Origin of the sequence: Halocatena marina, assembly GCF_023276375.1 — an archaeon.
In the GTDB taxonomy this organism is placed as follows: Archaea; Halobacteriota; Halobacteria; order Halobacteriales; family Haloarculaceae; genus Halocatena; species Halocatena marina.
The window spans coordinates 2,630,578-2,652,136 of the sequence record NZ_JALLPK010000001.1 but is presented as its reverse complement, the minus strand read 5'-3'; the positions used below and the strand labels follow the sequence as shown (position 1 = coordinate 2,652,136).

At 55.7% G+C, this 21,559-nt stretch carries 26 protein-coding genes and 1 tRNA gene; 15 read left to right on the top strand and 12 right to left on the bottom strand.

From position 1 onward, the window contains the following. Positions 1-219: 219 nt before the first annotated feature. From msrA to MW898_RS12215, 3 genes are all read right to left on the bottom strand, one after another. Positions 220-828 carry a peptide-methionine (S)-S-oxide reductase MsrA gene (msrA, locus tag MW898_RS12225; protein ID WP_248907598.1) on the bottom strand — a complete coding sequence of 203 codons (609 nt, stop codon included), beginning with the start codon at positions 826-828 and terminating at the stop codon, positions 220-222. Positions 829-1,182: 354 nt separating this feature from the next. Continuing rightward, positions 1,183-2,151, bottom strand: coding sequence for an ArsA family ATPase (locus MW898_RS12220; protein WP_248907596.1), 969 nt, complete (start codon positions 2,149-2,151; stop codon positions 1,183-1,185). Next, on the bottom strand, positions 2,151-2,447 hold the full coding sequence (locus MW898_RS12215) for a DUF7990 family protein (RefSeq protein ID WP_248907594.1): 297 nt from the start codon (positions 2,445-2,447) through the stop codon (positions 2,151-2,153). Before MW898_RS12215 ends, MW898_RS12220 begins: the two co-directional genes overlap by 1 nt. Before the next feature lie 188 nt (positions 2,448-2,635). Between MW898_RS12215 and upp the strand changes: the two genes are divergently transcribed. Then, positions 2,636-3,313 carry a uracil phosphoribosyltransferase gene (gene upp / locus MW898_RS12210; protein ID WP_248907592.1) on the top strand — a complete coding sequence of 226 codons (678 nt, stop codon included), beginning with the start codon at positions 2,636-2,638 and terminating at the stop codon, positions 3,311-3,313. Positions 3,314-3,430: 117 nt separating this feature from the next. Next, positions 3,431-3,715 (top strand): hypothetical protein, encoded by a 285-nt coding sequence (locus tag MW898_RS12205; protein WP_248907590.1) that lies wholly within the window; start codon positions 3,431-3,433, stop codon positions 3,713-3,715. On the opposite strand, the gene MW898_RS12200 is transcribed toward MW898_RS12205, so the two are convergent. The 3 genes from MW898_RS12200 to MW898_RS12190 all read right to left on the bottom strand — a co-directional run bounded on the left by MW898_RS12200 (position 3,701) and on the right by MW898_RS12190 (position 5,497). Further along, positions 3,701-4,339, bottom strand: a complete 639-nt coding sequence (locus MW898_RS12200; protein ID WP_248907588.1) for an IMPACT family protein — start codon at positions 4,337-4,339, stop codon at positions 3,701-3,703. The genes MW898_RS12205 and MW898_RS12200 overlap by 15 nt on opposite strands. A 128-nt stretch (positions 4,340-4,467) precedes the next feature. Further along, entirely contained in the window at positions 4,468-4,764 is a 297-nt protein-coding gene (locus MW898_RS12195) for a DUF424 domain-containing protein (protein WP_248907586.1), read from the bottom strand. A gap of 4 nt (positions 4,765-4,768) precedes the next feature. Further along, entirely contained in the window at positions 4,769-5,497 is a 729-nt protein-coding gene (locus tag MW898_RS12190) for a tetratricopeptide repeat protein (protein WP_248907584.1), read from the bottom strand. Between the two features lie 51 nt (positions 5,498-5,548). Here MW898_RS12190 and thpR point away from each other — a divergent pair, with 51 nt between their 5' ends. Beyond that, positions 5,549-6,097 (top strand): RNA 2',3'-cyclic phosphodiesterase, encoded by a 549-nt coding sequence (thpR, locus tag MW898_RS12185; protein ID WP_248907583.1) that lies wholly within the window; start codon positions 5,549-5,551, stop codon positions 6,095-6,097. 69 nt (positions 6,098-6,166) lie between these two features. On the opposite strand, the gene MW898_RS12180 is transcribed toward thpR, so the two are convergent. From MW898_RS12180 to MW898_RS12170, 3 genes are all read right to left on the bottom strand, one after another. Then, the gene (locus MW898_RS12180) at positions 6,167-6,988 is read right to left on the bottom strand and encodes an ABC transporter permease (RefSeq protein WP_248907581.1); all 822 of its coding nucleotides are present in this window, start codon (positions 6,986-6,988) and stop codon (positions 6,167-6,169) included. Then, positions 6,985-8,037, bottom strand: a complete 1,053-nt coding sequence (locus tag MW898_RS12175; RefSeq protein WP_248907579.1) for an ABC transporter ATP-binding protein — start codon at positions 8,035-8,037, stop codon at positions 6,985-6,987. The genes MW898_RS12180 and MW898_RS12175 overlap by 4 nt, the downstream gene beginning before the upstream one ends. Positions 8,038-8,297: 260 nt before the next feature. Next, on the bottom strand, positions 8,298-9,611 hold the full coding sequence (locus tag MW898_RS12170) for an MFS transporter (RefSeq protein WP_248907577.1): 1,314 nt from the start codon (positions 9,609-9,611) through the stop codon (positions 8,298-8,300). A 220-nt stretch (positions 9,612-9,831) separates the two neighbouring features. Here MW898_RS12170 and MW898_RS12165 point away from each other — a divergent pair, with 220 nt between their 5' ends. Genes MW898_RS12165 through ftsY form a run of 6 tightly spaced genes read left to right on the top strand, consistent with a single transcriptional unit; the run spans position 9,832 to position 12,748 of the window. Continuing rightward, positions 9,832-9,984, top strand: coding sequence for a 50S ribosomal protein L39e (locus tag MW898_RS12165; protein ID WP_248907575.1), 153 nt, complete (start codon positions 9,832-9,834; stop codon positions 9,982-9,984). A gap of 3 nt (positions 9,985-9,987) precedes the next feature. Then, on the top strand, positions 9,988-10,263 hold the full coding sequence (locus MW898_RS12160; protein ID WP_248907573.1) for a 50S ribosomal protein L31e: 276 nt from the start codon (positions 9,988-9,990) through the stop codon (positions 10,261-10,263). 3 nt (positions 10,264-10,266) lie between these two features. After that, entirely contained in the window at positions 10,267-10,932 is a 666-nt protein-coding gene (locus MW898_RS12155) for a translation initiation factor IF-6 (protein ID WP_248907571.1), read from the top strand. A 35-nt stretch (positions 10,933-10,967) separates the two neighbouring features. Continuing rightward, the gene (gene rpl18a / locus MW898_RS12150) at positions 10,968-11,141 is read left to right on the top strand and encodes a 50S ribosomal protein L18Ae (protein WP_248907568.1); all 174 of its coding nucleotides are present in this window, start codon (positions 10,968-10,970) and stop codon (positions 11,139-11,141) included. Then, positions 11,138-11,602 carry a prefoldin subunit alpha gene (gene pfdA / locus MW898_RS12145; protein WP_248907566.1) on the top strand — a complete coding sequence of 155 codons (465 nt, stop codon included), beginning with the start codon at positions 11,138-11,140 and terminating at the stop codon, positions 11,600-11,602. Before rpl18a ends, pfdA begins: the two co-directional genes overlap by 4 nt. A 3-nt stretch (positions 11,603-11,605) precedes the next feature. Further along, positions 11,606-12,748, top strand: a complete 1,143-nt coding sequence (ftsY, locus tag MW898_RS12140; protein WP_248907565.1) for a signal recognition particle-docking protein FtsY — start codon at positions 11,606-11,608, stop codon at positions 12,746-12,748. 14 nt (positions 12,749-12,762) lie between these two features. Here ftsY and MW898_RS12135 read toward each other — a convergent pair whose 3' ends face one another. Beyond that, a complete protein-coding gene (locus MW898_RS12135) occupies positions 12,763-14,811 on the bottom strand; it encodes a S9 family peptidase (RefSeq protein ID WP_248907563.1) in 2,049 nt (682 codons plus the stop codon). Positions 14,812-15,223: 412 nt separating this feature from the next. Here MW898_RS12135 and MW898_RS12130 point away from each other — a divergent pair, with 412 nt between their 5' ends. The 5 genes from MW898_RS12130 (at position 15,224) to MW898_RS12110 (ending at position 20,038) form a co-directional block, all read left to right on the top strand. Further along, positions 15,224-16,600, top strand: coding sequence for a signal recognition particle protein Srp54 (locus MW898_RS12130; RefSeq protein ID WP_248907561.1), 1,377 nt, complete (start codon positions 15,224-15,226; stop codon positions 16,598-16,600). A gap of 139 nt (positions 16,601-16,739) precedes the next feature. Further along, positions 16,740-17,585 carry a halocin C8-like domain-containing protein gene (locus tag MW898_RS12125; RefSeq protein ID WP_248907559.1) on the top strand — a complete coding sequence of 282 codons (846 nt, stop codon included), beginning with the start codon at positions 16,740-16,742 and terminating at the stop codon, positions 17,583-17,585. 159 nt (positions 17,586-17,744) lie between these two features. Continuing rightward, on the top strand, positions 17,745-18,854 hold the full coding sequence (locus MW898_RS12120) for a DNA-methyltransferase (RefSeq protein WP_248907557.1): 1,110 nt from the start codon (positions 17,745-17,747) through the stop codon (positions 18,852-18,854). 66 nt (positions 18,855-18,920) lie between these two features. Then, a complete protein-coding gene (locus MW898_RS12115; RefSeq protein WP_248907555.1) occupies positions 18,921-19,490 on the top strand; it encodes a magnesium transporter in 570 nt (189 codons plus the stop codon). After that, positions 19,487-20,038 (top strand): magnesium transporter, encoded by a 552-nt coding sequence (locus MW898_RS12110; protein ID WP_248907553.1) that lies wholly within the window; start codon positions 19,487-19,489, stop codon positions 20,036-20,038. Before MW898_RS12115 ends, MW898_RS12110 begins: the two co-directional genes overlap by 4 nt. Before the next feature lie 132 nt (positions 20,039-20,170). Here the strand turns inward: MW898_RS12110 and MW898_RS12105 are convergent, their stop codons facing one another. Further along, a complete protein-coding gene (locus MW898_RS12105; protein ID WP_248907551.1) occupies positions 20,171-20,644 on the bottom strand; it encodes an RNA-binding domain-containing protein in 474 nt (157 codons plus the stop codon). After that, positions 20,628-21,185 carry an AAA family ATPase gene (locus MW898_RS12100; protein WP_248907549.1) on the bottom strand — a complete coding sequence of 186 codons (558 nt, stop codon included), beginning with the start codon at positions 21,183-21,185 and terminating at the stop codon, positions 20,628-20,630. Before MW898_RS12100 ends, MW898_RS12105 begins: the two co-directional genes overlap by 17 nt. Before the next feature lie 290 nt (positions 21,186-21,475). Between MW898_RS12100 and MW898_RS12095 the strand changes: the two genes are divergently transcribed. Beyond that, positions 21,476-21,551, top strand: a tRNA-Arg gene (locus MW898_RS12095). Positions 21,552-21,559: the final 8 nt, after the last annotated feature.

Genomic DNA, 21,559 nt, shown 5'->3' with positions numbered 1-21,559 from the left:
AATATCTATCCTGATTTGGAACACATAAGCCTTCGTGTTGATTGTCATATGCGGTGAACGTTCGAAAATAACTTATTCTATCCTCTGGCGGATATATGAGACTGAATGATGCGTATACTATCCATATATCGAACGCTTGTCCCCATATACGGACAAAAATCGGAACGGGTAATCTCGTCGGTGGAACGGTTTCGGTAGGCGTTCGAACTGCTCCGGTGTTCAGGCTGCCTCAACGTCAGTGAGCAGTGCCCTCAGATTACTGCCAAGATCGTCACTGTCGATGTGATCCGCAACAAATCCGTTGAGTGTCGCCGCGGCTGGTGATTCTCGAAACGCTTCATCATCATAGTCCGCGAACTGCTCTGCAAGTCGGTGATTCCGAAGTCGATACTTCTGATGGTACGGTTCGGCCGCGTAGAACACATCGAGTGGTTCGATCCTCGTTGCGATATCGTCGATGGATTGCCCGCGTTCTTCGAGGACCGATTCGATCACTCTTCGCTCGTCGTCTGATGTGTAAAACACGACGTTCTGATACTGCGTCTTCGTCGGCTGTTGGTGTGGGTCGTGCGCAGCGAAGACGAGCTCAAGCAGCTCTCGATACGAGCGTTCATTCGGATCGTAATCGACCTGAAACACTTCCGTGTGATCGCCGAGGCTGTGATACGAAGGGCTCTCCGTCGTTCCGCCAGCGTAGCCGACGCGGGTCCGAATGACCCCATCCATTGCGCCAAATCGTGCGTCCGGTCCCCAGAAACATCCAAGCGCAAACGTCGCAGTTGCGGTGTCGGCACGCTCAGATACCGTTTTGTCGTAGTCGAACACCATGATCGATAGACAGTACGGTTCCGCGAAAGAAAAACCCTCGCGGGGATTTACAGCTACAGCGTACTGGGAATTGTAGCACGCAAACGCTCCGTTCGAGTCGGAATTCGCTTCGTTATCGTTTGTATACGTTCGTCACACTGGATTGTACGATCCAGTACGTATTATCGAAACGCCATGATACACGAAGCTGAGACCAAGTAGCGCGAGAACCAAAACTAGCGGTGTAGACTCAGCGTATAGAACCGAAGCCAGCAAGAGAATCCCAATTATACCCACGTTTAGCCCTCCTCCACGTGCTATCGTCCAGTCCATACTATTCCTCGGTAGACAGTAGTAATAATCTTATCTCTTATCTCAGTGAGCGCCTGTCTGAGGTGTGATTTCGATCGTTAGTTCGTCGGCGACATCATCAAGGAGGCTGCCTTTCACTTCACCGACGCGCGTTTCGATCGTTGCGAGGAGTGGTTCATCGAACGCACGGATGGTTTCGAGTCGTTCGAGTTCTCTCTCGCGTCGTTCTCGGAGGAACTGTCCACCCGTTCCCTGCTCATCGTCGTCGGGTTGGGGCGTCAGTCGGTTAACGACTACTCCGGAGACAGATAGATCGTGGCCAGTGAGGTCATCGATCGCTCGACTCGTTTCCCGGATCGAGAGTTCGTCGGGGTTGAGAACGAGGTAGAAGCTCGCCTCCTCGCTGAGGATTCGTCCGGCGAACTCGAATCGCTCTTTCCGTTCGCGCAGTCGAGCGATAATCGGATCGTTTTCGGCTTTCCGTCGGGCCTCTCGCTCTCCGATCGCTGCCTTCTCGAACAGGTCGATGCTCCGTGCACGCTTGTCCATGAGACGATCGATCCATCCTTCGAGATACTCCGGCAGCGAGAGCAAGCGCAGCGTCCCGCCTGTTGGGGCAGTGTCGAAGACAACTCGGTCGTAGTCGTCTGTCGTGCGCATCACCTCGATGAACCGATCAAACAGGGCGGATTCGTATGCGCCGGGCGTTTGGTGGGCCATCTCGATCTGTTGGTCGATTGCGTTGACCATCGATGGGCTAACGTGATCATTCAGTGCTCGCTTCGTCTCTTGGAGATGCTGGTCGATCTCTTCACTCGGGTCGATTTCCATCGCAAAGAGACCATCGTAGCCGTCAACCGGTGTCGGTTCATCGTCGAAGTCCTGTTCGAACACGTCGCTCGTGCTGTGAGCCGGATCTGTCGAGACAACGATCGTGCGCAGTCCCGCTTCAGTACAGCGGAGAGCGTACGCAGAGGCGACCGTCGTCTTACCAACTCCACCCTTACCGCCGAAGAAGACAAATGATGCCATCAGAAGTGATACTGCTGGCCTTTCCGTTCGATCATCGATTCCCGATCCCACAGCCGCCGTTCCCACTGCTCGAATTCGGTTGCGAGGTGGGGGAGGAGCTCAGCAGTGTAGTAGGAGATAGGACTCGGAACACCAAACGCATCCGGAAAGCACGCGAGCATGAACACGTCGTCGATATCTTCGGCTTCTTTCTCAATGAGCTCGAACGCAGGATGTTCTATCATACCATGGTAGAGTCCGTGTACCCATTCCTCTACGATTTGGCGGTATCGTTCAATCCTATCTGCTACTGTCATGTGCTCACAGTCGCCGATCGGGCGGCAAAAGCGTGTCGCCATTCCTGTATCCCCTTCGGCAAGCGTCTACACTGCGTTTCTCTCGCACACTCTACTGGCTCACACCGCCGCAGTCTGGTGATTCAGGGCTGATCGACCGAGAAAACGGTATAATGTGATTTATGATCCCTGCTGTCCGGCGTACAGGTATGACCATTGAAGATCGAGACGACGTACAACTCATCACGCACGCACTCGCACGTGACACACTCTCAAAAATACGCGATACTGGAACAGCGCAGGTCCCATTCCGAAAAGGGCTGGTGAAACTCGGACGCATCTGTGGCTATGAAATCATCGACGGAGCACTGGAGACCGAATACGTTCCGGTGACGACACCGCTCACGGAAATGACTGGCGAACGTATCAAAGGAATCGAAAACGTCGTTATTATCAACGTTCTCAGAGCGGCAACCCCGTTCGTTGAAGGATTACTAAAAGCGTTTCCGAAGGCACGACAGGGCGTCATCAGCGCCGGTCGAGACGAAGAATCCGGCATGGATGACGCTGGAGCGTTCCCAATCTCGGTTGATTACGTGAAGCTACCGACGATCACACCCGAGGATACGGTCATTGTCGCCGATCCGATGCTCGCTACTGGAAGCACGATGTGCACTGTCCTCGAAGCCGTTCTCAACGACCAACCCGAACCGGCTAATCTGTTCGTTCTCTCGGCTGTGAGCGCACCAGATGGACTCCTGCGCGTCGGCGATGCCTTCCCCGAAGCAACGCTCCTCACCGTCTCTCTCGATGATCGTCTCGACGAAAACGGCTACATCGTTCCCGGTCTCGGTGATGCGGGCGATCGTGCGTTCGGTACCGACTGAGACGAGCGGTGATGATCTGTGGTGCTCCAGAGCGGGATCGGGTAGCTGACTGAATCTTTGTGACTGAGCCACGTCACAGGGAATAGCACTATAACAGTTGCAGATCTCTGACCGAGCATGCATCGACGAGACTACATCAAGATGGGACTGGCGAGTGTCACGGGACTCCTCGCTCTCGCTGGTTGTATTGGCCCAGGCGAAGAGGGCGAAGATGAAGACGGTGGCGGAGAAGAAGGCGGCGGAGAAGACGGTGGCGGAGAAGAAGGCGGAGAGGGAGACGATGGCGAGGTTGGCGGAGAAGAAGGAGGAGAGGGCGAAGGCGGCGGTGAGGAAGATGAAGGTGAAGAAGGCGGAGAGGGTGAGGACATTGCGGATGGCTACGCGCTTTCACGATCTGGTTGATTCGTCTCCGTTTATTCTGGCACGTCCGCTCGTTGCGCTCTGGAGTCGGTCACGCAGGCTTTCGGCGTTTTCGATGGGGACTCGAACGTCGAATGAGACGTCAGTTTCGTAGTGTGCATCGAATTCGACGCCAGTGCTTTCGAGGACTCCTCTGACTGTTCCTGAGTCGCTGTACTCGACGGTCACAGTGAATCGTTCGTGCGGGACTGTTTCGATGACACCAGCGTCGGCGACTGCTTCCTTTACAGCGCGCGAGTAGGCACGAACGAGCCCTCCGACGCCGAGTTCCGTTCCGCCAAAGTAGCGCGTCACGACGACGACCACGTTCTCCAGTTCTTTCCCCTGTAGGACGTTTAGCATCGGCTTTCCTGCAGATCCTGATGGCTCTCCGTCGTCGTTCGAATACTCACGGAGCATATGAGATCCCAGCGTGTTGTCTCCTGTCCGGACGCGGTACGCTGGGACATTGTGAGTGGCGTCAGTGTGTTGCTCTTGGACCGTTTCGATGAACGCCTCGGCGGCAGAAACCTGCGATTTCGGTGATGCGTAGCCGATGAATTCTGATCCCTGCACTGAGAACGAGGACTCACCACGCTTGGAAAGCGTGTGATACGATTCGGACATGTGAGGAGGTAACCGAGAACCGGATAAACGGGTTTCGTCAGGTCCTCACGACAAGCCGGAGCTTCCGCTTTGAAGTTACGAGCGGGCAGACCTCAGTCTACTATTTCAAAACTTGTTATAATAGAAAATCAAAAACGGAGCATCTGTGCGTGCTGTGTTTCACCGAGATCGAGCACCGCGTTCTCATCGATAATACCGTGTTCGATTGCGACTTCGACGGCTCTCGTACCGACAATGTTAGCAATCGTTGCTCGGGAAAGCGCATCGACCACGGTGGCTTCATCGACTGTAGTGGCTTCGTCGGCGTAGAATTCCTCCTCGACTGTGAGGCTCACGGATCCGCTCTCGAATGTGTCGCCGACAATATCGGTATCGCAGACAGCGACGAGCAGACCTTGATCGGTATCGCGTTCTGTGAGTAACATTACGTCATTCCATCATGCGGCTCTCGGCCCGCTGTCGCATCTCTTCTGCTTCGGCTGCGACTTCTTCTGCTTCTTCGTCTTCGCCGAGCTCTTCGAGTACCCGCGCTTTCTCTTCGAGGATGTCTGCAGTACGGAAGCCGAGTCGGATGGCGTTGTTAAAGCAGTTCAAGGATTCTTCGGCGAGCCCGCGCTCTGAGAGGAAGAAGCCACGGTTGTACCACGCTTGCGCAAATCGAGGATCGAGCTCGACCGCTCGTTCTGCATGCGAGAGTGCTTGCTCAGTTCGTCCCGCTTCCCACAACGCGTACGCGAGGTTCGTTTCGGCAGTCGCAGCGTGTTCGCTTTCGTCGTCGATGTGGAGTGCGTCTCTGTACGCACCGATCGCCGCGTCGTACTCTTCGAGTTGCGCGTGAGCGGCCCCTTTGTTCACCCACGCTTCCTGTTCGATATGGTCGTCTTCTGCGAGGCGGGCAACCCGCTCGAACGTCTCGGTTGCTTGTTCGTAGCGATTGATCTGTGTGTACTCGATGCCAACCTCAAGAAGTCGATCTACGTCGATCTGATCCTGCGGTAGTTGGCTTACGTCGAGATTGTCTGTAAGCACCCGCGAATCGACTGGATCGACCCGGCTCGGATCGATGTCGAACTCTGGATCCAGGTCGAACCCTTCGTATGGATCACCAAACCCCTCCCCTTCGGAGAAGTGGTGCGATGGATCGCCGTCTTCAGTCATACTTGCGGTTAGCAGCTAATACGGTTAAGGGCTGCGCCACTATCACTATGCATGCGACTGTTCGTTAGCGTCGACCTCGATGCGAATGACGAACTCCGAACTGCGCAAGTTCCGTTCGAGACACTCGATGGCGTTCGTCTCGTCGACCCGGAACAGGTCCATATCACTCTCAAGTTCCTCGGTAGCGTCGATCCAAACCGTCTTGGTACCGTCGAGACCACGCTCGCTGAATCCATCGCCGCCGCTGATGTGTCCTCGTTCAATGCACACGCGAGAGAATACGGGGTGTTTCCGAGCCACGATTATATCAGCGTTATCTGGGTTGGCATCCGAAACGACGGCGGACGGCTCCGTCTGCTCCACGAGGCGATCGAAGAACGAATGATCGAAATCGGCTTCGAACCAGCTGATCACGCTTTTACCCCCCACGCCACCATCGCACGGATGGACCACGCGGGTGGAAAAGCACACGTTCAGAAGATTCTCAGCGAGCGTGGTCCAGATCTCGGTCGGTTCGAAATCTCAGAAATTCACCTCACCGAAAGTACGCTCACCTCTGATGGACCAGCGTACGAATCCGTGACTGCCTTCGAGTTGTGAACGTGGCAATTGGATGATGCGAAACATACGACGTGATTCTTTTCGACTACAGAAGCTCTGAGGGAGCTCTCAGCGGGGTGTGGCGTCTGTTGCTCGCCTCATCAACACCACCGCAATCGCGCCAAATACTAGATCGAAGACAACGAGTCCGGCAAGTGACGGTCCGAGTACGCTCCAGACCCAGCCATCGAGCATGAGTACCCGAATCGCATCGACCCCATAGGTCACCGGGTTGACCGTACTCACGGTCTGTACCCACTTCGGTAGTAGAGTTTTCGGGAGAAACGCTGTGCTGACGAACAACAGCGGTAGCGAGAGGAAGTTTGTCACGAGGATCGTCGCGTCCTCGTCTTGGGTTATTAGCGCAACGATGTTCGATAACGCAGCGAATCCGAGACTGAACAGGAGCGCAATCACGATGATACTGAGAGCACCGAGGAAGCCGGTCGCGATGGTCGTTCCCAACACCAACGCGAGTACGAGGACGATCACGACCTGTGCTGTCGTCACGACGGCCTCAGCGAGGGCTTTCCCGACGAACATCGCCGTGCGGTGGATCGGCGACGCGAGAAGCTTATTGAAGACGCCTTCGCGCATATCGTACACGAGATTGATCCCCGAACTGGTAGCGGCGAACAGCGCAATCTGGATAACGACCGCTGGCGCAAAAAACGCGAGATAACTACCGCTCTCGAAGCCAGGGAGTCGCGCAATCGACTCGAACACCTGTGTGAACAACACGAGCCAGACGATCGGTTGCACCAGCGTGAAGAACACGATATACGGGTTCCGGAGGTTTTTGAGCATCCATCGTTTGAACGACGACCACGTGTCAGCGATTGCTCCTCCACGAACCGATACGTCCGCATCGGTCCGAGTGACTGTGCTCATTGAACGACCTCCGTCTTCTCGGTGTTCGACTGCTTTCCGACCGTGGCTGGAGGCCGCTCGGTGGTGTCTGTGAGCGTCCCACCGGTGTAGTGAAGAAACACATCATCGAGCGACGGTGATCGAACTGTGAATCCCGTGACGGTGGCACCGGCCTCACGCAGCGCAACGAGTACGTCAGTCCCGATCGCTCTGGCACGCGGAGAGGTGACGACGATTCCATCCGCAGTGGTTCCGACCGACTCACCACCGATGAGGAGTCCTGACGACTCGATAACGGCGCACGCCTGATCGGCGGTCATCGCGGGTGTCTCTTCAAGGGTAATATCGAGGCTGTCACCACCGATCTGCGCTTTGAGGTCGTCGGGAGAGCCGCTGGCGACGAATTCACCGTCAGCGATCACTGCGAGGCGCGAACAGAGATGGTCGGCCTCCTCTAGGTACTGGGTCGTGAGGAAAATCGTCGTCCCTCGTTCGTTGATGCGCCGGAAATACTCCCACAGACGCAGGCGAGCTCTTGGATCGAGACCCGTGGTCGGCTCATCGAGGAACACGAGTGGTGGCTCGTGGACGAGACTGGTGGCGACGTCGAGACGCTTTTTCATCCCGCCAGAAAACGTATCTGCACGCTTATCGGCCACGTCAGCGAGATCGACGAGTTCGAGCAGCTCGTCGATTCGCTCTGTTCGCTGTGGCTTTGGGACGTGGTAGGCTTCGCAGGCGAGCGTCATGTTCTCGCGTGCAGTAAGCTGTGGATCGATACTCGTGTCCTGGGCTGTATACCCGATTGACGCACGCACCGCACGTGGATGTTCGGTGACATCGATCCCGTTCACCAAAATCTGTCCGTCGGTCGGTCGGAGCAGGGTCACGAGCGTCTTGATTGTCGTGGTTTTTCCCGCGCCGTTCGGCCCAAGAAAGCCAAAGAACTCACCCTGTGGAACTGTAAAGCTCACGTTCTGTACTGCTTCGGTGCCGTCCGGATACGTGAACCCAACATTTTGTGCTTCGATTGTAATCGAAGATTGATCTCTCTGATGTTGTTCATTCATCTGTTTATCTCTCCTCACGATCCAGACGACACTCGAAGTCATGAACCTGAGCCATGTGCAGAGTGTAAGTGATCTATTGCTGTCTGTACGCCCAGATTTGTGGTGGTTTACGGTTTGTCATACCACTTTCACACCGTCTCAACGCTCCCCGGATACAGCGCCTGAGAGGACAGTACTATCACAGACAGAGAAAGTGCCTCAAATTTCCGCGACGCGCACGCTCATCCGAGGCCAATCATCGGCGGGCGCACAACACCCAACTACGACACTGGAGGGCCGGATTGCTCCCCGATGGTCGCTCTGCTTTCGGGTGCGACCTCACCGAGCAGCCACACAGCGCCACCGATGACGAGGAACACGCCTCCGAGCATCGCAATTGCCGTGGTTGCTGTGCTCGCATCGGCCACCAGTCCGGCTCCCAGCGCTAGCGGAGTCCGGAGCGTCATGTAAAACATTGACACGGCAGAGAGTAACGTCGCTCGTCCGACTTCCTCGACGTGGTCGTTAATATAGCCGTTTGCGATGGGCTGGACGAGCGGTACCGAGGTCCGCATCACTGCAAACATCGGGAGTGCCAGTACTGCAAGCTGGGTTGGAACTACGAGTATGACGGCTGTCACGGTTGGTACGAGCAGCACGGTTCGACGGACACCGATCCGGTCCTCGACTGCACCGGCATAGTAGCCACCGGCTGACGAAATCGCGGTCAGGACGGCGTACAGGAGGCCCAACCCGAGCGCCACTGCAGCGCCCGCCTCGCCTGAACGCGCTGTGGCAGTCGCACTCGTGGTGTCAGCGGGGAGTTGAACACCGACCGAAGTGGCGTAGGGGGTAAGCGTCTCGATCGCCATCGGTTGTACGTAGGTGTGGCCAACGCCCATGATGGCGTAGAAGAGTCCACAGTACAGCACCAGCGACCGCAATGGCGGTCGCATCAGTTGATCGCGGATGACTCTGCTGGCTTCTCGTGGATCAATTCGATCGGGTTCGTCCTCGCTACGGCCGTCATACTGACGATTCTTCGGCAGTGAAAGCAGAGAGACAAAGCCGAGACTGTTGAACACGACAGCCCCAATGAACGGGTACGTTGGTTCTATTCCGTACAGGAGACCACCTGCTACCATCGATATCGCTGCCGTCCAGTTTTGTACTGCGTCACCTTTCCCTCGGACGTGACTGAATCGTTCGGTGTTGAGCCGTTGATCGAGCATATCGTACAACCACGCGTCCATGCTTCCCGAGCGAAACGTCAGGGCAAGCGCCCACAGCACGTACAGGACGGCGTACGGGAGGAATCCCTCGCTGACGACAAATCCCGTTAGCGATCCGACAGTGAACGCCACACTGAGCAGGAGACTCGCCCGTCGGCCGAGTCGGTCACCGACGTACCCTGTCGGTATCTCACCGACGACTGATAGCACCGAATACAGCGCAGATAACATCCCGACTTGCGTAAACGTCAGCGAACGCAGGAGAAACAAAGTAAAGATGGGAGTGATGAACCCGACCGACAGTGTAGCACGATAGAGATAGTACCGGCGAATCAATGCGCTATCGGATGGAGCGCCGAACATGCCCACCCTCTCAATTCCTGATCGCAAAAGTACTCCCTGAACTCAACTTTTGTTTGGAAGTAGGTACGTTGGGGGCGAACGAACGCCAGCTCCGGGCTCGGAACTGTAGCCAGAGGGCGTTCCGTCCCACTCATTCCGGAAGATCTTGCGCGATGACTGACTGCTCAACAGAGAGCAAAAGGAACAACCATTTAACCACAGCGGCGGAAACACCGACACTATGGGTAAGAAGTCGAAGTCCAAGAAGAAGCGGCTGGCGAAGTTAGAGCGCCAGAACACGCGCGTCCCATCATGGGTCATGATGAAAACCGACCGTGATGTCATGCAGAATCCGAAGCGTCGCAACTGGCGGCGAGGAGACACGGACGAGTAAGCCATGAGTGCGAGTGATTTCGAAGAACGAGTCATCACAGTTCCGCTCCGTGACGTGCTTGCTGAGGCAAAGCACAAGCGAGCCGATAAAGCGATGAGTATTGTCCGTGCTCACCTCGCGAAACAGTTCTCGGTCGACGAGAGCGAAGTCCGACTCGATCCGTCGATCAACGAGGAGGTGTGGTCCCGTGGACGCAAGAAACCACCCCGGAAGCTTCGTGTTCGCGCCGCCCGCTTCGAGGAGGAGGGCGAGCGAATTGTCGAGGCTGAAACCGCCTGAGACGTGCTTCGAGCGAGCCTCTCGGGTTCTTCGTACGTCGGCGTTTTCGCAGTTGCCACCGATGACTGTCTACTCATTCGTCCCGGTGTCGACGAAGATCTCCGTTCGTCGTTCGCCTCGGAGCTTCAGGTGCCGGCAATCACGACGACTGTCGGCGGATCGGGCACCGTCGGTGCGCTCGCTACGGGCAACGAGAACGGTCTTCTCGTGAGCAACCGCATCCGCGACAACGAACTAGAGCACATCCGCGAAGTCGCAGATCGGCCGGTGACCGAACTCCCCGGAAACATCAACGCCGCAGGTAATGTTGTTCTCGCCAACGACTACGGGGCGTATGTCCACGCTGACCTGTCCCGTACTGCCGTTCGAGCGGTGACTGAAGCGCTCGATGTCCCTGTCGAACGGGGCGAACTCGCTGGCGTTCGGACTGTCGGCACGGCAGCCGTAGCGACGAACGTGGGTGTACTCTGTCACCCAAAGGCGGCTGATGGCGAACTCGACTTCTTAGAAGAGCTACTTGACGTGCGCGCCGATATCGGCACAATCAACTACGGTGCACCATTGGTCGGCTCGGGACTGATAGCGAACGCCAACGGATACGTCGCTGGGCAAGACTCGACCGGCCCCGAGCTCGGACGCATCGAAGATGCGCTTGGCTATATCGACTAGCAACATTCTTCCCGCTTGCAGCCGCACGGTTGTATATGAGCGAATTTACTGTTAGTGGCCGCTTCCAGACACGAGGGGGATGGCAACCGTTCGAGCGAACCGTTACCGCTGCGAACGAATCAGTTGCAATCGAGCACACGTACGCCGAATTCGGTTCTCGACACGGTCTCAAACGTACGCAGGTAGACGTTGAGGGGGTCGACCAATGAGTGTCTCCGGCGACAACGGTATGCGCCAGTTGCAAGAACAGCTTGACGCCATCGAGTCTGAAGTATCATCCTTACAGCAAGAGGTCGAAGGGCTGCGAAGCGAGAAAGGCGAGGCAGACGAAGCGATCAACGCGATTGATCGGCTCGAAAGCGACGATATCGTGCAAGTACCACTCGGTGGCGACGCGTACGTCCGTGCTGAGATACAGGACGTCGACGAAATTATCGTCGCACTTGGTGGCGGATACGCAGCCGAACGCGACAAGGATGGAGCCGTCGAGAGTCTCAAACACAAAAAGGAGACGCTCGATGACCAGATTTCGACGCTACAAGAAGAGATCAGTGAACTCGAAGAGGAGCAAGCAGAGATCGAACAGCGTGCACAGCAGATGCAACAACAACAGCTCCAACAGCTCCAACAGCAGATGCAACAGCAGCAAGGCGGGACAGACGACGAGTAGCCGATGTTCGACGGATTGAAAAAAACCCTCGGGCGATTCAAAGACGACGTCGAGGAACAAGCTGAGGAGGTCGACGCCGAAGAGGTCGACGCCGAAGAGGTCGATCAGCTTGATGCCGATGACCTCGCCGCCGAGGGCCCTGTCGGATCGGACGGGGAAACTGACGTCGATGCCCAGACAGACAGCGATGAATCTGTCGTGGAGACTGAGTCAGGGCAATCGGGCGAGGGGGAAGAGCGTGAGATCGAGGTCGGTTTCGGAAAGCGCGCTAAAGCGTTTGCCACCGGTGGAATCATCATTCAGCCAGAACATCTCGATGGACCACTCGAAAATCTCGAACTCGCGCTGCTTTCGAGCGACGTGGAGATGGGTGTTGCAGAGGAGATTTTGTCTGGCATCCGTGAAAACCTCGAAGGGACGATTCGAGCGCAGGTGCAATCGACTGGAATGGTCGTCGAGGAAGCGCTCAAAGAGGCGTTGGTCGATGTCATCAGCGTCGGACAGTTTGACTTCGATGAGTACGTCGCGGCAGCCGAGAAGCCGCTTGTTATCGTTTTTACTGGCGTCAACGGTGTCGGTAAGACGACGAGCATAGCGAAGCTTGCCCGTTATTTTGAAGCACAAGGTCATTCGACCGTGCTTGCCAACGGCGATACGTACCGCGCAGGAGCGAACGAGCAGCTCCGCGAGCACGCTGAGGCACTCGATAAACGGCTCATTAGCCACGAGCAAGGCGGCGACCCGACAGCAGTCATTTACGACGCGGTTGAGTACGCCGAGGCGAACAACGTGGATATCGTGCTCGGTGATACTGCCGGTCGATTACACACGAGTAACGACTTGATGGCACAACTCGAAAAGATCGATCGGGTTGTCGAACCCGATATGACGCTCTTTGTGGACGAGGCTGTTGCGGGGCAGGATGCGGTGCAACGCGCAAGCGAATTCAACGCGGCCGCAGAGATCGACGGCGCGATACTCACAAAAGCAGACGCCGACCAACAAGGCGGTGCGGCTATTTCGATCGCACACGTCACCGGGAAGCCGATCCTCTTTCTCGGTGTCGGGCAGGGATACGACGACATCGAACCGTTTGATCCGGAAGTCATCGTCAGCCACCTGCTCGGAGAAGAAGCCGAATCCTGAAACAAGCGATCGAATCACACCGGCCGCTCGTTACCCCGCCTTTCTCCTCTGTTATCGTTCGAGAGTCCGTCGCTTCCTCGTTCTAGTGCTTTCGGCACGTCGTGATAGTCCGAGTAGCCATCAAACCAGCGAACAATGCGTTCGAGACGGTCGACGATGTGATTCGGCTCACCGCTCCGAGACAGCTCGTGTCCCTCGCGTGGGTACCGAACAAGGCGCGTTTCGACGCCCAATTTTCGGTAGAACAGATGAAGTAGTTCGGCGTTGTTGACTGGGACGCGAAAGTCGTTGTCACTGTGGATAATGAGCGTTGGTGTCTCAACGTGTGTCGCGTGCGCGGCGGGTGAATGCTTCCAGAGGAATTCGCTGTCCTCCCAAGGCAGTGCATCGAAATCTCCTTCAATGAGCTTGAACGCATCTGTTGACCCGTAAAAAGATGCGAGATCGTAGACGCCGCGCTGGGCGACGGCTCCCGAGAAGCGGTCCGTATGAGCGACGATCCACGCCGTCATGTAGCCGCCGAAGCTCCCGCCGGTGACGAACTGATTGTCTGTATCGATGTATTCTCTCTCGGCTACTCTGTCTGTGCCAGCTAGCACGTCGTTCATGGTCACCTGTCCCCAGTCTCGCTCGATTGCTGTCGCAAATGAATCGCCGTAACCGACCGACCCGCGCGGATTGCACCAGAAGACAGCATACCCTCGCGCGGCGAGCGTCTGGAACTCATGCCACATCGTTCCACTTGTCGACCACATCCCGTGCGGGCCGCCGTGTATCTCGACCACTAGTGGATACTGTTCTGATCGATCGATGTCGGCTTCGGGCGGTGTGAGCAGCCATCCCTGAATCTCGCGTCCATCGTTTTCGAACCATATCGCTTCTGGCTGCCCGATGTGGTGACTGTCGAGATAGTCTGCGTTGACGGTTGTGAGACGCCGAACGTCACCGTCGACGAGCGCGAACACGTCTCCCGGATGATCCCACTCGCTTTTGATGAACGCAATCGTATCACCTTCGACAGACACACCGGTGAGTTCACCATCCTTCACGACGATCGAACTATCGGTCTCAAGATCTCGCTCCGGATCGTTTGTAGCTTCGAGTACTGCCCGCCGAAGGACGACGTTTCCCGTATCAGGTGTGAGGAAGTAGAGGTCATCACCTGCCCACTGAATGCTCTGTGGCTCGACGGTTCGGTCGAGATCCGCCGTAATTACTGTCTGTTCACCAGTCGGATCACACACCTCTACGTCCGTCTGTTGCATTGAGGCCCTCGGCTCGGGTGTGCGTGGATACGCGAGATAACCATCTTCGGTCGCGGCGATCGAGGGTGCCCAGCTCGTCGTCTGCGTGATCGTCTCGACCTCGCCCGATTCGAGATCAACTGAATCAATATCATACCGGGTGCTATCATCAGTCGGTGTGTCTCGGCAGACGGCGTAATAGAGCGTCGTTGCATCTCCGAACTCCGGCGCTACGAAATCATAGTTACCAGCAGTGTGACGCATCACAAGCTCGTTTTCCAGCTCAACTGTGTACACATGGCTTCGCGTCCCATCGAAATACTGCTCCTGTGCGCGGTAGACCATCCGATCGATAACCTTCGGATCCGGTGGCTCTCGATTGTACTCCTTGTTGACGCTCGTATCACGGTCGAGGCCCACTTCGCGTTCATCATCAATCGAATTCTGTGTGAATGCAATACGATTACCATCGGGAGACCAAACGAACGTTTCGACCCCACCGACTACGTCAGTCAGTTGTCGAGCTTCTCCGCCATCGACCGGCAGTACCCATAACTGCGAGGTATCTGAATCCCCACGGATGCTCGTGAACGCGAGGTGATCACCATTCGGACTCCAGCGTGGATTCGCGTCGATTCCCTCTTTTGCGGTGAATTGTCGCATCCGATCGCCATCAACCGAGACGACGTACACCGTCGTTTCGTACTCATCTTCGACTGGTTCTTTGCGGACGAACGCAACGGTTTCTCCGTCAGGTGAGAGTTGTGGATCGCTCACCTGTACGATTTCGTGGTACTCCTTTGCTTTGACAGTCTGCATGCTGGACGCTCACAGGGGGCAAGTGTAACGTTGTGGGTTTTGATCGGTTAACAACCGGTTTAATCCGGGTGTTAAATTCTCTGTACAGTTCTGTATGGGTTATGATATCTAGACACAAACAACGAAATGTTCTGGCAATTATGGCCGGTGTATGCTTATGAGAGCTGTTCTGCGTATACTTAGAACATATTGCCTGATTGATGGTTCGGTCTCGACGATCCACAGCGTTCGACACAACTCGTAGCCGGAAGCGTGACTGAGAAAAAACAGACGGCGGTATCAACTCTGTGAAATACTCCACATGTATAACTATATTTACATACTGTTCAAACCAATGCGTACAGCGTCTGGATATCTGGCCCTCCCGACGAGCAAAGCCTTTACTGACGGATGAGCTAGGGCGTATCAGACAATGGTACTCGATAATCTCGGAAGCTCGCTCCGAGGGACGCTCTCTAAACTTCAAGGGAAGTCCCGACTGAGCGAGGAAGATGTTCAAGAAGTCGTCAAAGAGATCCAGCGTTCACTTCTGCAAGCTGACGTCGACGTGGCTCTCGTGATGGATCTCTCGGACTCGATCAAACAGCGGGCGCTGGACGAGGATCCACCAGCCGGGACAAGCGCCCGCGATCACGTCCTCCGTATCGTCTACGAGGAGATGACCGATCTCATCGGCGAGAGCACTAAGCTACCGCTCGAACCACAAACCATTCTTCTCGCGGGGTTACAGGGTTCAGGGAAGACGACATCTGCCGCGAAGATGGCGTGGTGGTTCTCGAAGAAGGGACTTCGACCGGCAGTCATCCAGACGGATACATTCCGTCCTGGCGCGTACGATCAGGCCAAACAGATGTGCGAGCGCGCAGAGGTCGAGTTCTACGGCGATCCAGATGCGGACGATCCTGTCGAAATCGCCCGAGAGGGGTTGGAACAGACGAGTGAACGAGACGTCCACATCGTCGATACGGCGGGGCGCCACGCGCTCGAAGAGGATCTCATCAGCGAGATCGAAGAGATCAACACCGTCGTCGATCCCGATACGAGCCTGCTCGTTCTCGACGCGGCTATCGGTCAAGGTGCGAAAGACCAAGCCCGAGAATTCGAGAACTCGATCGGCATCAACGGTGTCGTCATTACGAAGCTCGACGGGACAGCCAAAGGTGGTGGTGCTCTCGCGGCGGTGAACGAAACCGATTCGACGATCGCATTCCTCGGAACGGGAGAAACCGTACAAGACATCGAACGCTTCGAGCCAAGCGGATTCATCTCGCGGCTGCTCGGAATGGGTGATCTGAAGCAGCTCTCCGAACGGGTCGAGCGCGCGATGCGGGAAACGCAGGCTGAGGACGACGACTGGGAGCCCGAAGACGTGATGAAGGGCCAATTTACCCTAAACGACATGCGAAAGCAGATGCAGGCAATGAACCGGATGGGCCCGCTCGATCAAGTGATCGATATGATTCCGGGATTCGGTGGCAGTATTCGTGATCAGCTCCCCGATGATGCGATGGATGTCACTCAAGATCGACTCCGAGACTTCGAAGTCGTAATGGATTCGATGACCGATGATGAACTCGAAAATCCACGATCGGTCGGGGCTGAACGCGTCCAGCGCATCGCACGCGGGTCGGGTAAGTCAGAAGATCGCGTCCGCGAACTGCTCGAACAACATCAGATGATGGAACGTATGCTCAAACAGTTCCAAGGGATGGGCGACAGTGACATGCAGCGTATGATGAAGAAGATGGAGAATCAAGGTGGCGGACTCGGCGGAATGGGACCGTTCTGAGTTATCTGGAGCTTTCGTCAGCGTCTGGTAGCAAAGCGAGCCGCATAAATGAGCCATTTCTAAAATATATACATTTGACAAGTATCTCGTTGAGGAGTAAGCACGTATGTTATAGTGTAGAAAAGAAAAATAGAAACTGATGACAGATGATCCCTCATCGACCACGCGACGGGCTCTGCTGAGACATGCCGTGGTTGGGTCGACGTCCGTTATTGGGGTGCAACAGATATCCGGGGACAGCCGAGCAACTGGGACGACATCTGAACAAAACACGGATGTCACGAACGAACTGACGACTGATGCACTGATCTCGACTGTGAAGTCGTCAGCGACCTACGAGCTGTACGAAGCGTATTTCGAGGAACGAGAAAATCTTGTATTCCGTACCGAGAACCCTGCTGTCTACGAAATCAAGACTCAGAGTAAGCCCACCACGTACGGTATCACGTTCGACCTTGTCGATCGATCGCCGGCTGTCCTCGGCGTCGTAGATACTGGAATAAATGCCAGTGGCACGTCTGATACCGATGCAACGACTGACAACCGTCGCGTGTCTGCAGACGTTACGTTCCGGGTTGAGGGGTCGACGGTTCAGGAATCAACTGCGCTCATTCTCGAACGGCTCGATCGAAACACCACCACGGGAACGAAATTCTGGATTGAAGACGGCGAACTCGAACAGGAGTCACTCACAATGACTCGCTCGGGAAAGACAATCAAGGCGGTACAAGCGCAGCGTGTTTCGACGCAGTCGTTACTCGGCATCGGATGTGGCGACTGCAAAGATCTGATGCGATCAATCTGTCAGGTGGGCTGTGCTGCACCATCAAGTCTCATCTGCACCGTTTCGACAGGCGGAATCGGTGGCATCGCCTGTGGTGTTGCGGCCGATCTCATCTGCAGTCACACGCCGATTCCCGATAACTGCACATCTGATACGACCCACAAACATTGGCAGCTCTGTAAAGACGCTGGGTTCTGTTGAAACCAGCGTAATCTCGAACATTTCCGTCTTTTCACCCATTCTGATCGACGTCTCTACATTTCAGGTTGCGAAGATGCATTGATTACGATCGGTTGATTATATTATCTGTTTGAATTCTGTGACGAAGAATATAAGTCTAGCACCCACTAGAGCCACCCGATGGAAACGTCACACCGCGTCCATATCGGGGATTCTCGTGATATGGAGCACCTCGAAGATGATTCCGTAGAACTTGTCGTAACGTCACCGCCCTATCCGATGATCGAGATGTGGGATGATCTATTCTCCGAGATTTCTCCGAAGATCCGACGAGAACTCGAGGCCGAGAACGGATCGGCAGCGTTCGATCTGATGCACGAAGAACTCACCGCGACGTGGGAGGAACTCAGTCGTGTCCTCGTCGATGGTGGAATTGCGTGTATCAACATTGGGGATGCAACCCGAAAAGTGGGTGAGAGCTTCCGAGTGTACCAGAATCACGCTCGGGTCAGCACCGCATTCGAGGAGCTCGGTTTCGAGCCACTTCCAGATCTGCTATGGCGCAAACCGGTAAACTCGGGCGCGAAATTCATGGGGAGTGGAATGCTCCCGCCAAACGCCTACGTCACACTCGAACACGAGTATATCCTCGTGTTCCGAAACGGTCCGAAGCGACGGCAGTTCGAGGCCGGCTCGGATCGCCGATACGGTGCTGCGTACTTCTGGGAGGAACGAAACAAGTGGTTCACTGATGTTTGGACGGACGTCAACGGCGAGGTCCAACCGCTCGAACACGATGCGTTACGCGATCGATCTGCTGCCTTCCCGTTCGAAATTCCGTACCGACTCATAAACATGTACTCTGTCTACGGTGATACTGTTCTGGACCCATTCTGGGGGACCGGAACGACGACCATCGGTGCGATGATCGCGGGTCGGAATTCGGCTGGATACGAGATCGAAACGGCGTTTGCAGACGTCTTCGACGAACGGATTGCTGACATTGCAAAGACATCCCACGAGGTTGTGAACGAACGACTTGATTCCCATCGGGAGTTCACTGGGAAGCGCTTCGTAGAGGGAGACCCAGTGCAGTATGAGGCAAACAACTACGATTTCTCTGTAATGACAAAACAAGAGAAAGATATTCAGTTCTACTCGGTGTCCGATGTTACCATCAACGATGGTGGTGACGAATACGTGGTTTCTCACGAGCCGGTCACATCATCTTCGGCCGATATAGACGAGAGCCTCCAGCGAGCCAAAATCGATATGCTATCTGATTTCTGAACGTTCAAAATATAACAACTATTCGTAACCAGACTCCTTTTTGTGGTCAGCGGACGCCGAATGAGTATGAGCGTCCGTGCGGTTGCCATCGTTGCCTACCGCGAGGGAGTGTCGGCTCTCGCTGCGAGTATGGTCGGTGGATTGATCGCTGGAGTCGTTCTCGGAGGAATGCGCGCGGAGTTCCGGGAAATTCCTGGTTTGCTCGTTCTCGTGCCAGCGCTGCTTGCGACCCGTGGAAACGTCTATGGATCGCTCGGTGCTCGCGTGGCTACCGCTCTCCACCAGGGACTTATTGTTCCCTCTCTGCGACAGCGTGATGAGCGACTCGTATCGGCGATTGCCGCGGCGATCGCCAACGGGCTGATTGCAAGCGCATTTGCCGCGGTCGCCACATTCGCGTTTCTCACGGTGCTCTCCCAGCAGACTGCGCCCGTCGTGACCCTTCTCGCTGTTGCAATTCTGGCAGGGATCCTCTCAGGACTTACCTTATCTATCATCGTCGTCGGTGTCGTGTTTGCTGGGTACCGTCGAGGCTACAACCCTGATACGTTGGTTGGGCCGATCGTGACGACCACCGGCGACGTGTTCGGCATGTCATTTCTGTTTCTCGCAGCGAAGGTGGTGCTCGCACTGTGACAACCGCGTGGACCATTCGAGCCATCACGCGCGCAACGCTGCCCATACTCCTCGTATTGACGCTTGTCGAACTCGGAAGTGGTCTCGTCCTCCTTGGTTTCGAGGCGACGTTGCTCCAATATCCGTCGCTGTTGATCCTCGTTCCTGTCGTCATTGGAACGGCAGGCAATCTCGGGAGCGTGTTGGCAGCGCGGCTCTCGACAGCACTCCACCTCGGTACGCTGTCGTTCGTCGATGAGACGCTCCTTGGCAACGCACTCGCAACAGTGGCGCTCGCACTCACAATGTTTCCGGCCATCGGTATCGGTGCGTGGGCGCTCGCGGCGTTCACGGGTGGGTCACGCCTCCCATTCGTGACTGTCCTGCTCGTCTCGATAACAAGCGGTGTTGTGCTAGCCGTGATTTCAGTTCTTGTGACCGTTCTTGTGACGTACGCTGCCTATCGTCTCCGACTCGATCCTGACGATGTGGTGATCCCAATCGTTACAAATACCTGTGATGTGCTCGGCGTTCTCGTGCTATTCGCCGTCACACAACTGCTCGTGTGAGTTGTGTACTCTATCGTCGAAGCCTGATTCGTGTGTACCGACGATAGTGCCGTCGTAATCGTCGCCACCTACGGATCGGTGGTTGCCGATACCAGCACGGTGTCGGTATCCAGTATCAATTCCTGAGGCGTGTTACCGTTCGTTATCGGTTTCAACCGGCACGCCGTCTTCGGTTGGTGGCGCGATATACTGAATGTAGGATTCGGGATCGGGATCGTTGACCGTCACTGAGACGTGGATGTCACCGAGTTCGCTCGGTTTCCCAACTGAGAAGTTGACAACTCTTTCGAACGCTGCCTGTTTTTTCAGCCGGAATTCGAAGGAATCGTCCTGTTCACCGTCGAGACCATTGAGGAGCGCGGCACGCGCAGTATCGAGAATCGTCTGTTCGTGGAACAGTTCCGAGAGATGTTCGAGCGAGTGCGTTTCAGCGACGATTTCACCACCTGACGTTCTGTTTCTGTCTGGTTCTTTCTCTTCCGGTTGCCTCGGTCGTTCTTCGATGGTGGCTCCGGGAAAGAGATGTTCGACACAGTCGACGACCCGCTCTGTGACTTCTGTCGGCCGAACCGGCACGCGGACCGTCACATCAACGCTGTAGATCATTGTATTCGCCTTCTTCGAGCACTTTCCTAATCTGTTTGTGATACGCCTCGATGGTTTTCGTGTTTTCGATCGTCATATCGGCGTCGGCGATCGCTTCGCCCATTCCGAAGTTGAGCTCTCGCTCATCTCGATCTTTGAGACTTTCGACGTTCGGATCGTCCCGCTTTCGGCGCTCGATTCGTTTCTTCCGGACTTCGAATGGGGCATCGATGGCGATGAGCACAAAGTCCGATCCGAACGCCTCTTCGAAGCGTTCGACTTCAGTGTCGGATCGGATCCCGTCGACGAGAACGACATCGTGTTCGGTGAGTTTCTCACGGATCATCGACAGCGAACGCTCTGCGATGGCAGCTTCACCTTCTTCTTGACGGAGCGCGACTGCAACCTCACCGTGATGATCTGTGGGATCGAGTCCTCGCGCACGACACGCCTCGCGGATAACGTCGCCCATCGTCACGACCGGGATGTCGAGTTCGCGCGCGACGCTGGCGGCCTCGCCCTTGCCACTCCCCGGTAGCCCGACGGTTCCGATGATTCGCATCGGTCTCAGTTCGGGCCGATTCGGTCTTAACGGCTGTGTTTGCTCGGTCAGTTCGTATGGTGAACAACTATTCCGATTGGGGCACCGGCTCGACGGTTCCGTTCGTGATCACAATTGATCCGTTCTGATCGAAATTCACTGCCGTCGATCGCACCTCTCTGTACAAATCGTAGATTGGACTTGTATGGAACTGCAACGCGGACCCAACAGTGTCAATTCTTTCTGTTGTGACCGCGAACGTGGGAGGAGAATCAGATCGTTTTTGAGGATTGGGACGGTTGATGCGCATAGGGCACGTAGCTCAGCTAGGACTAGAGCGTCGGACTTCTAATCCGACGGCCGTGGGTTCGAATCCCACCGTGCTCGTTCTGCGT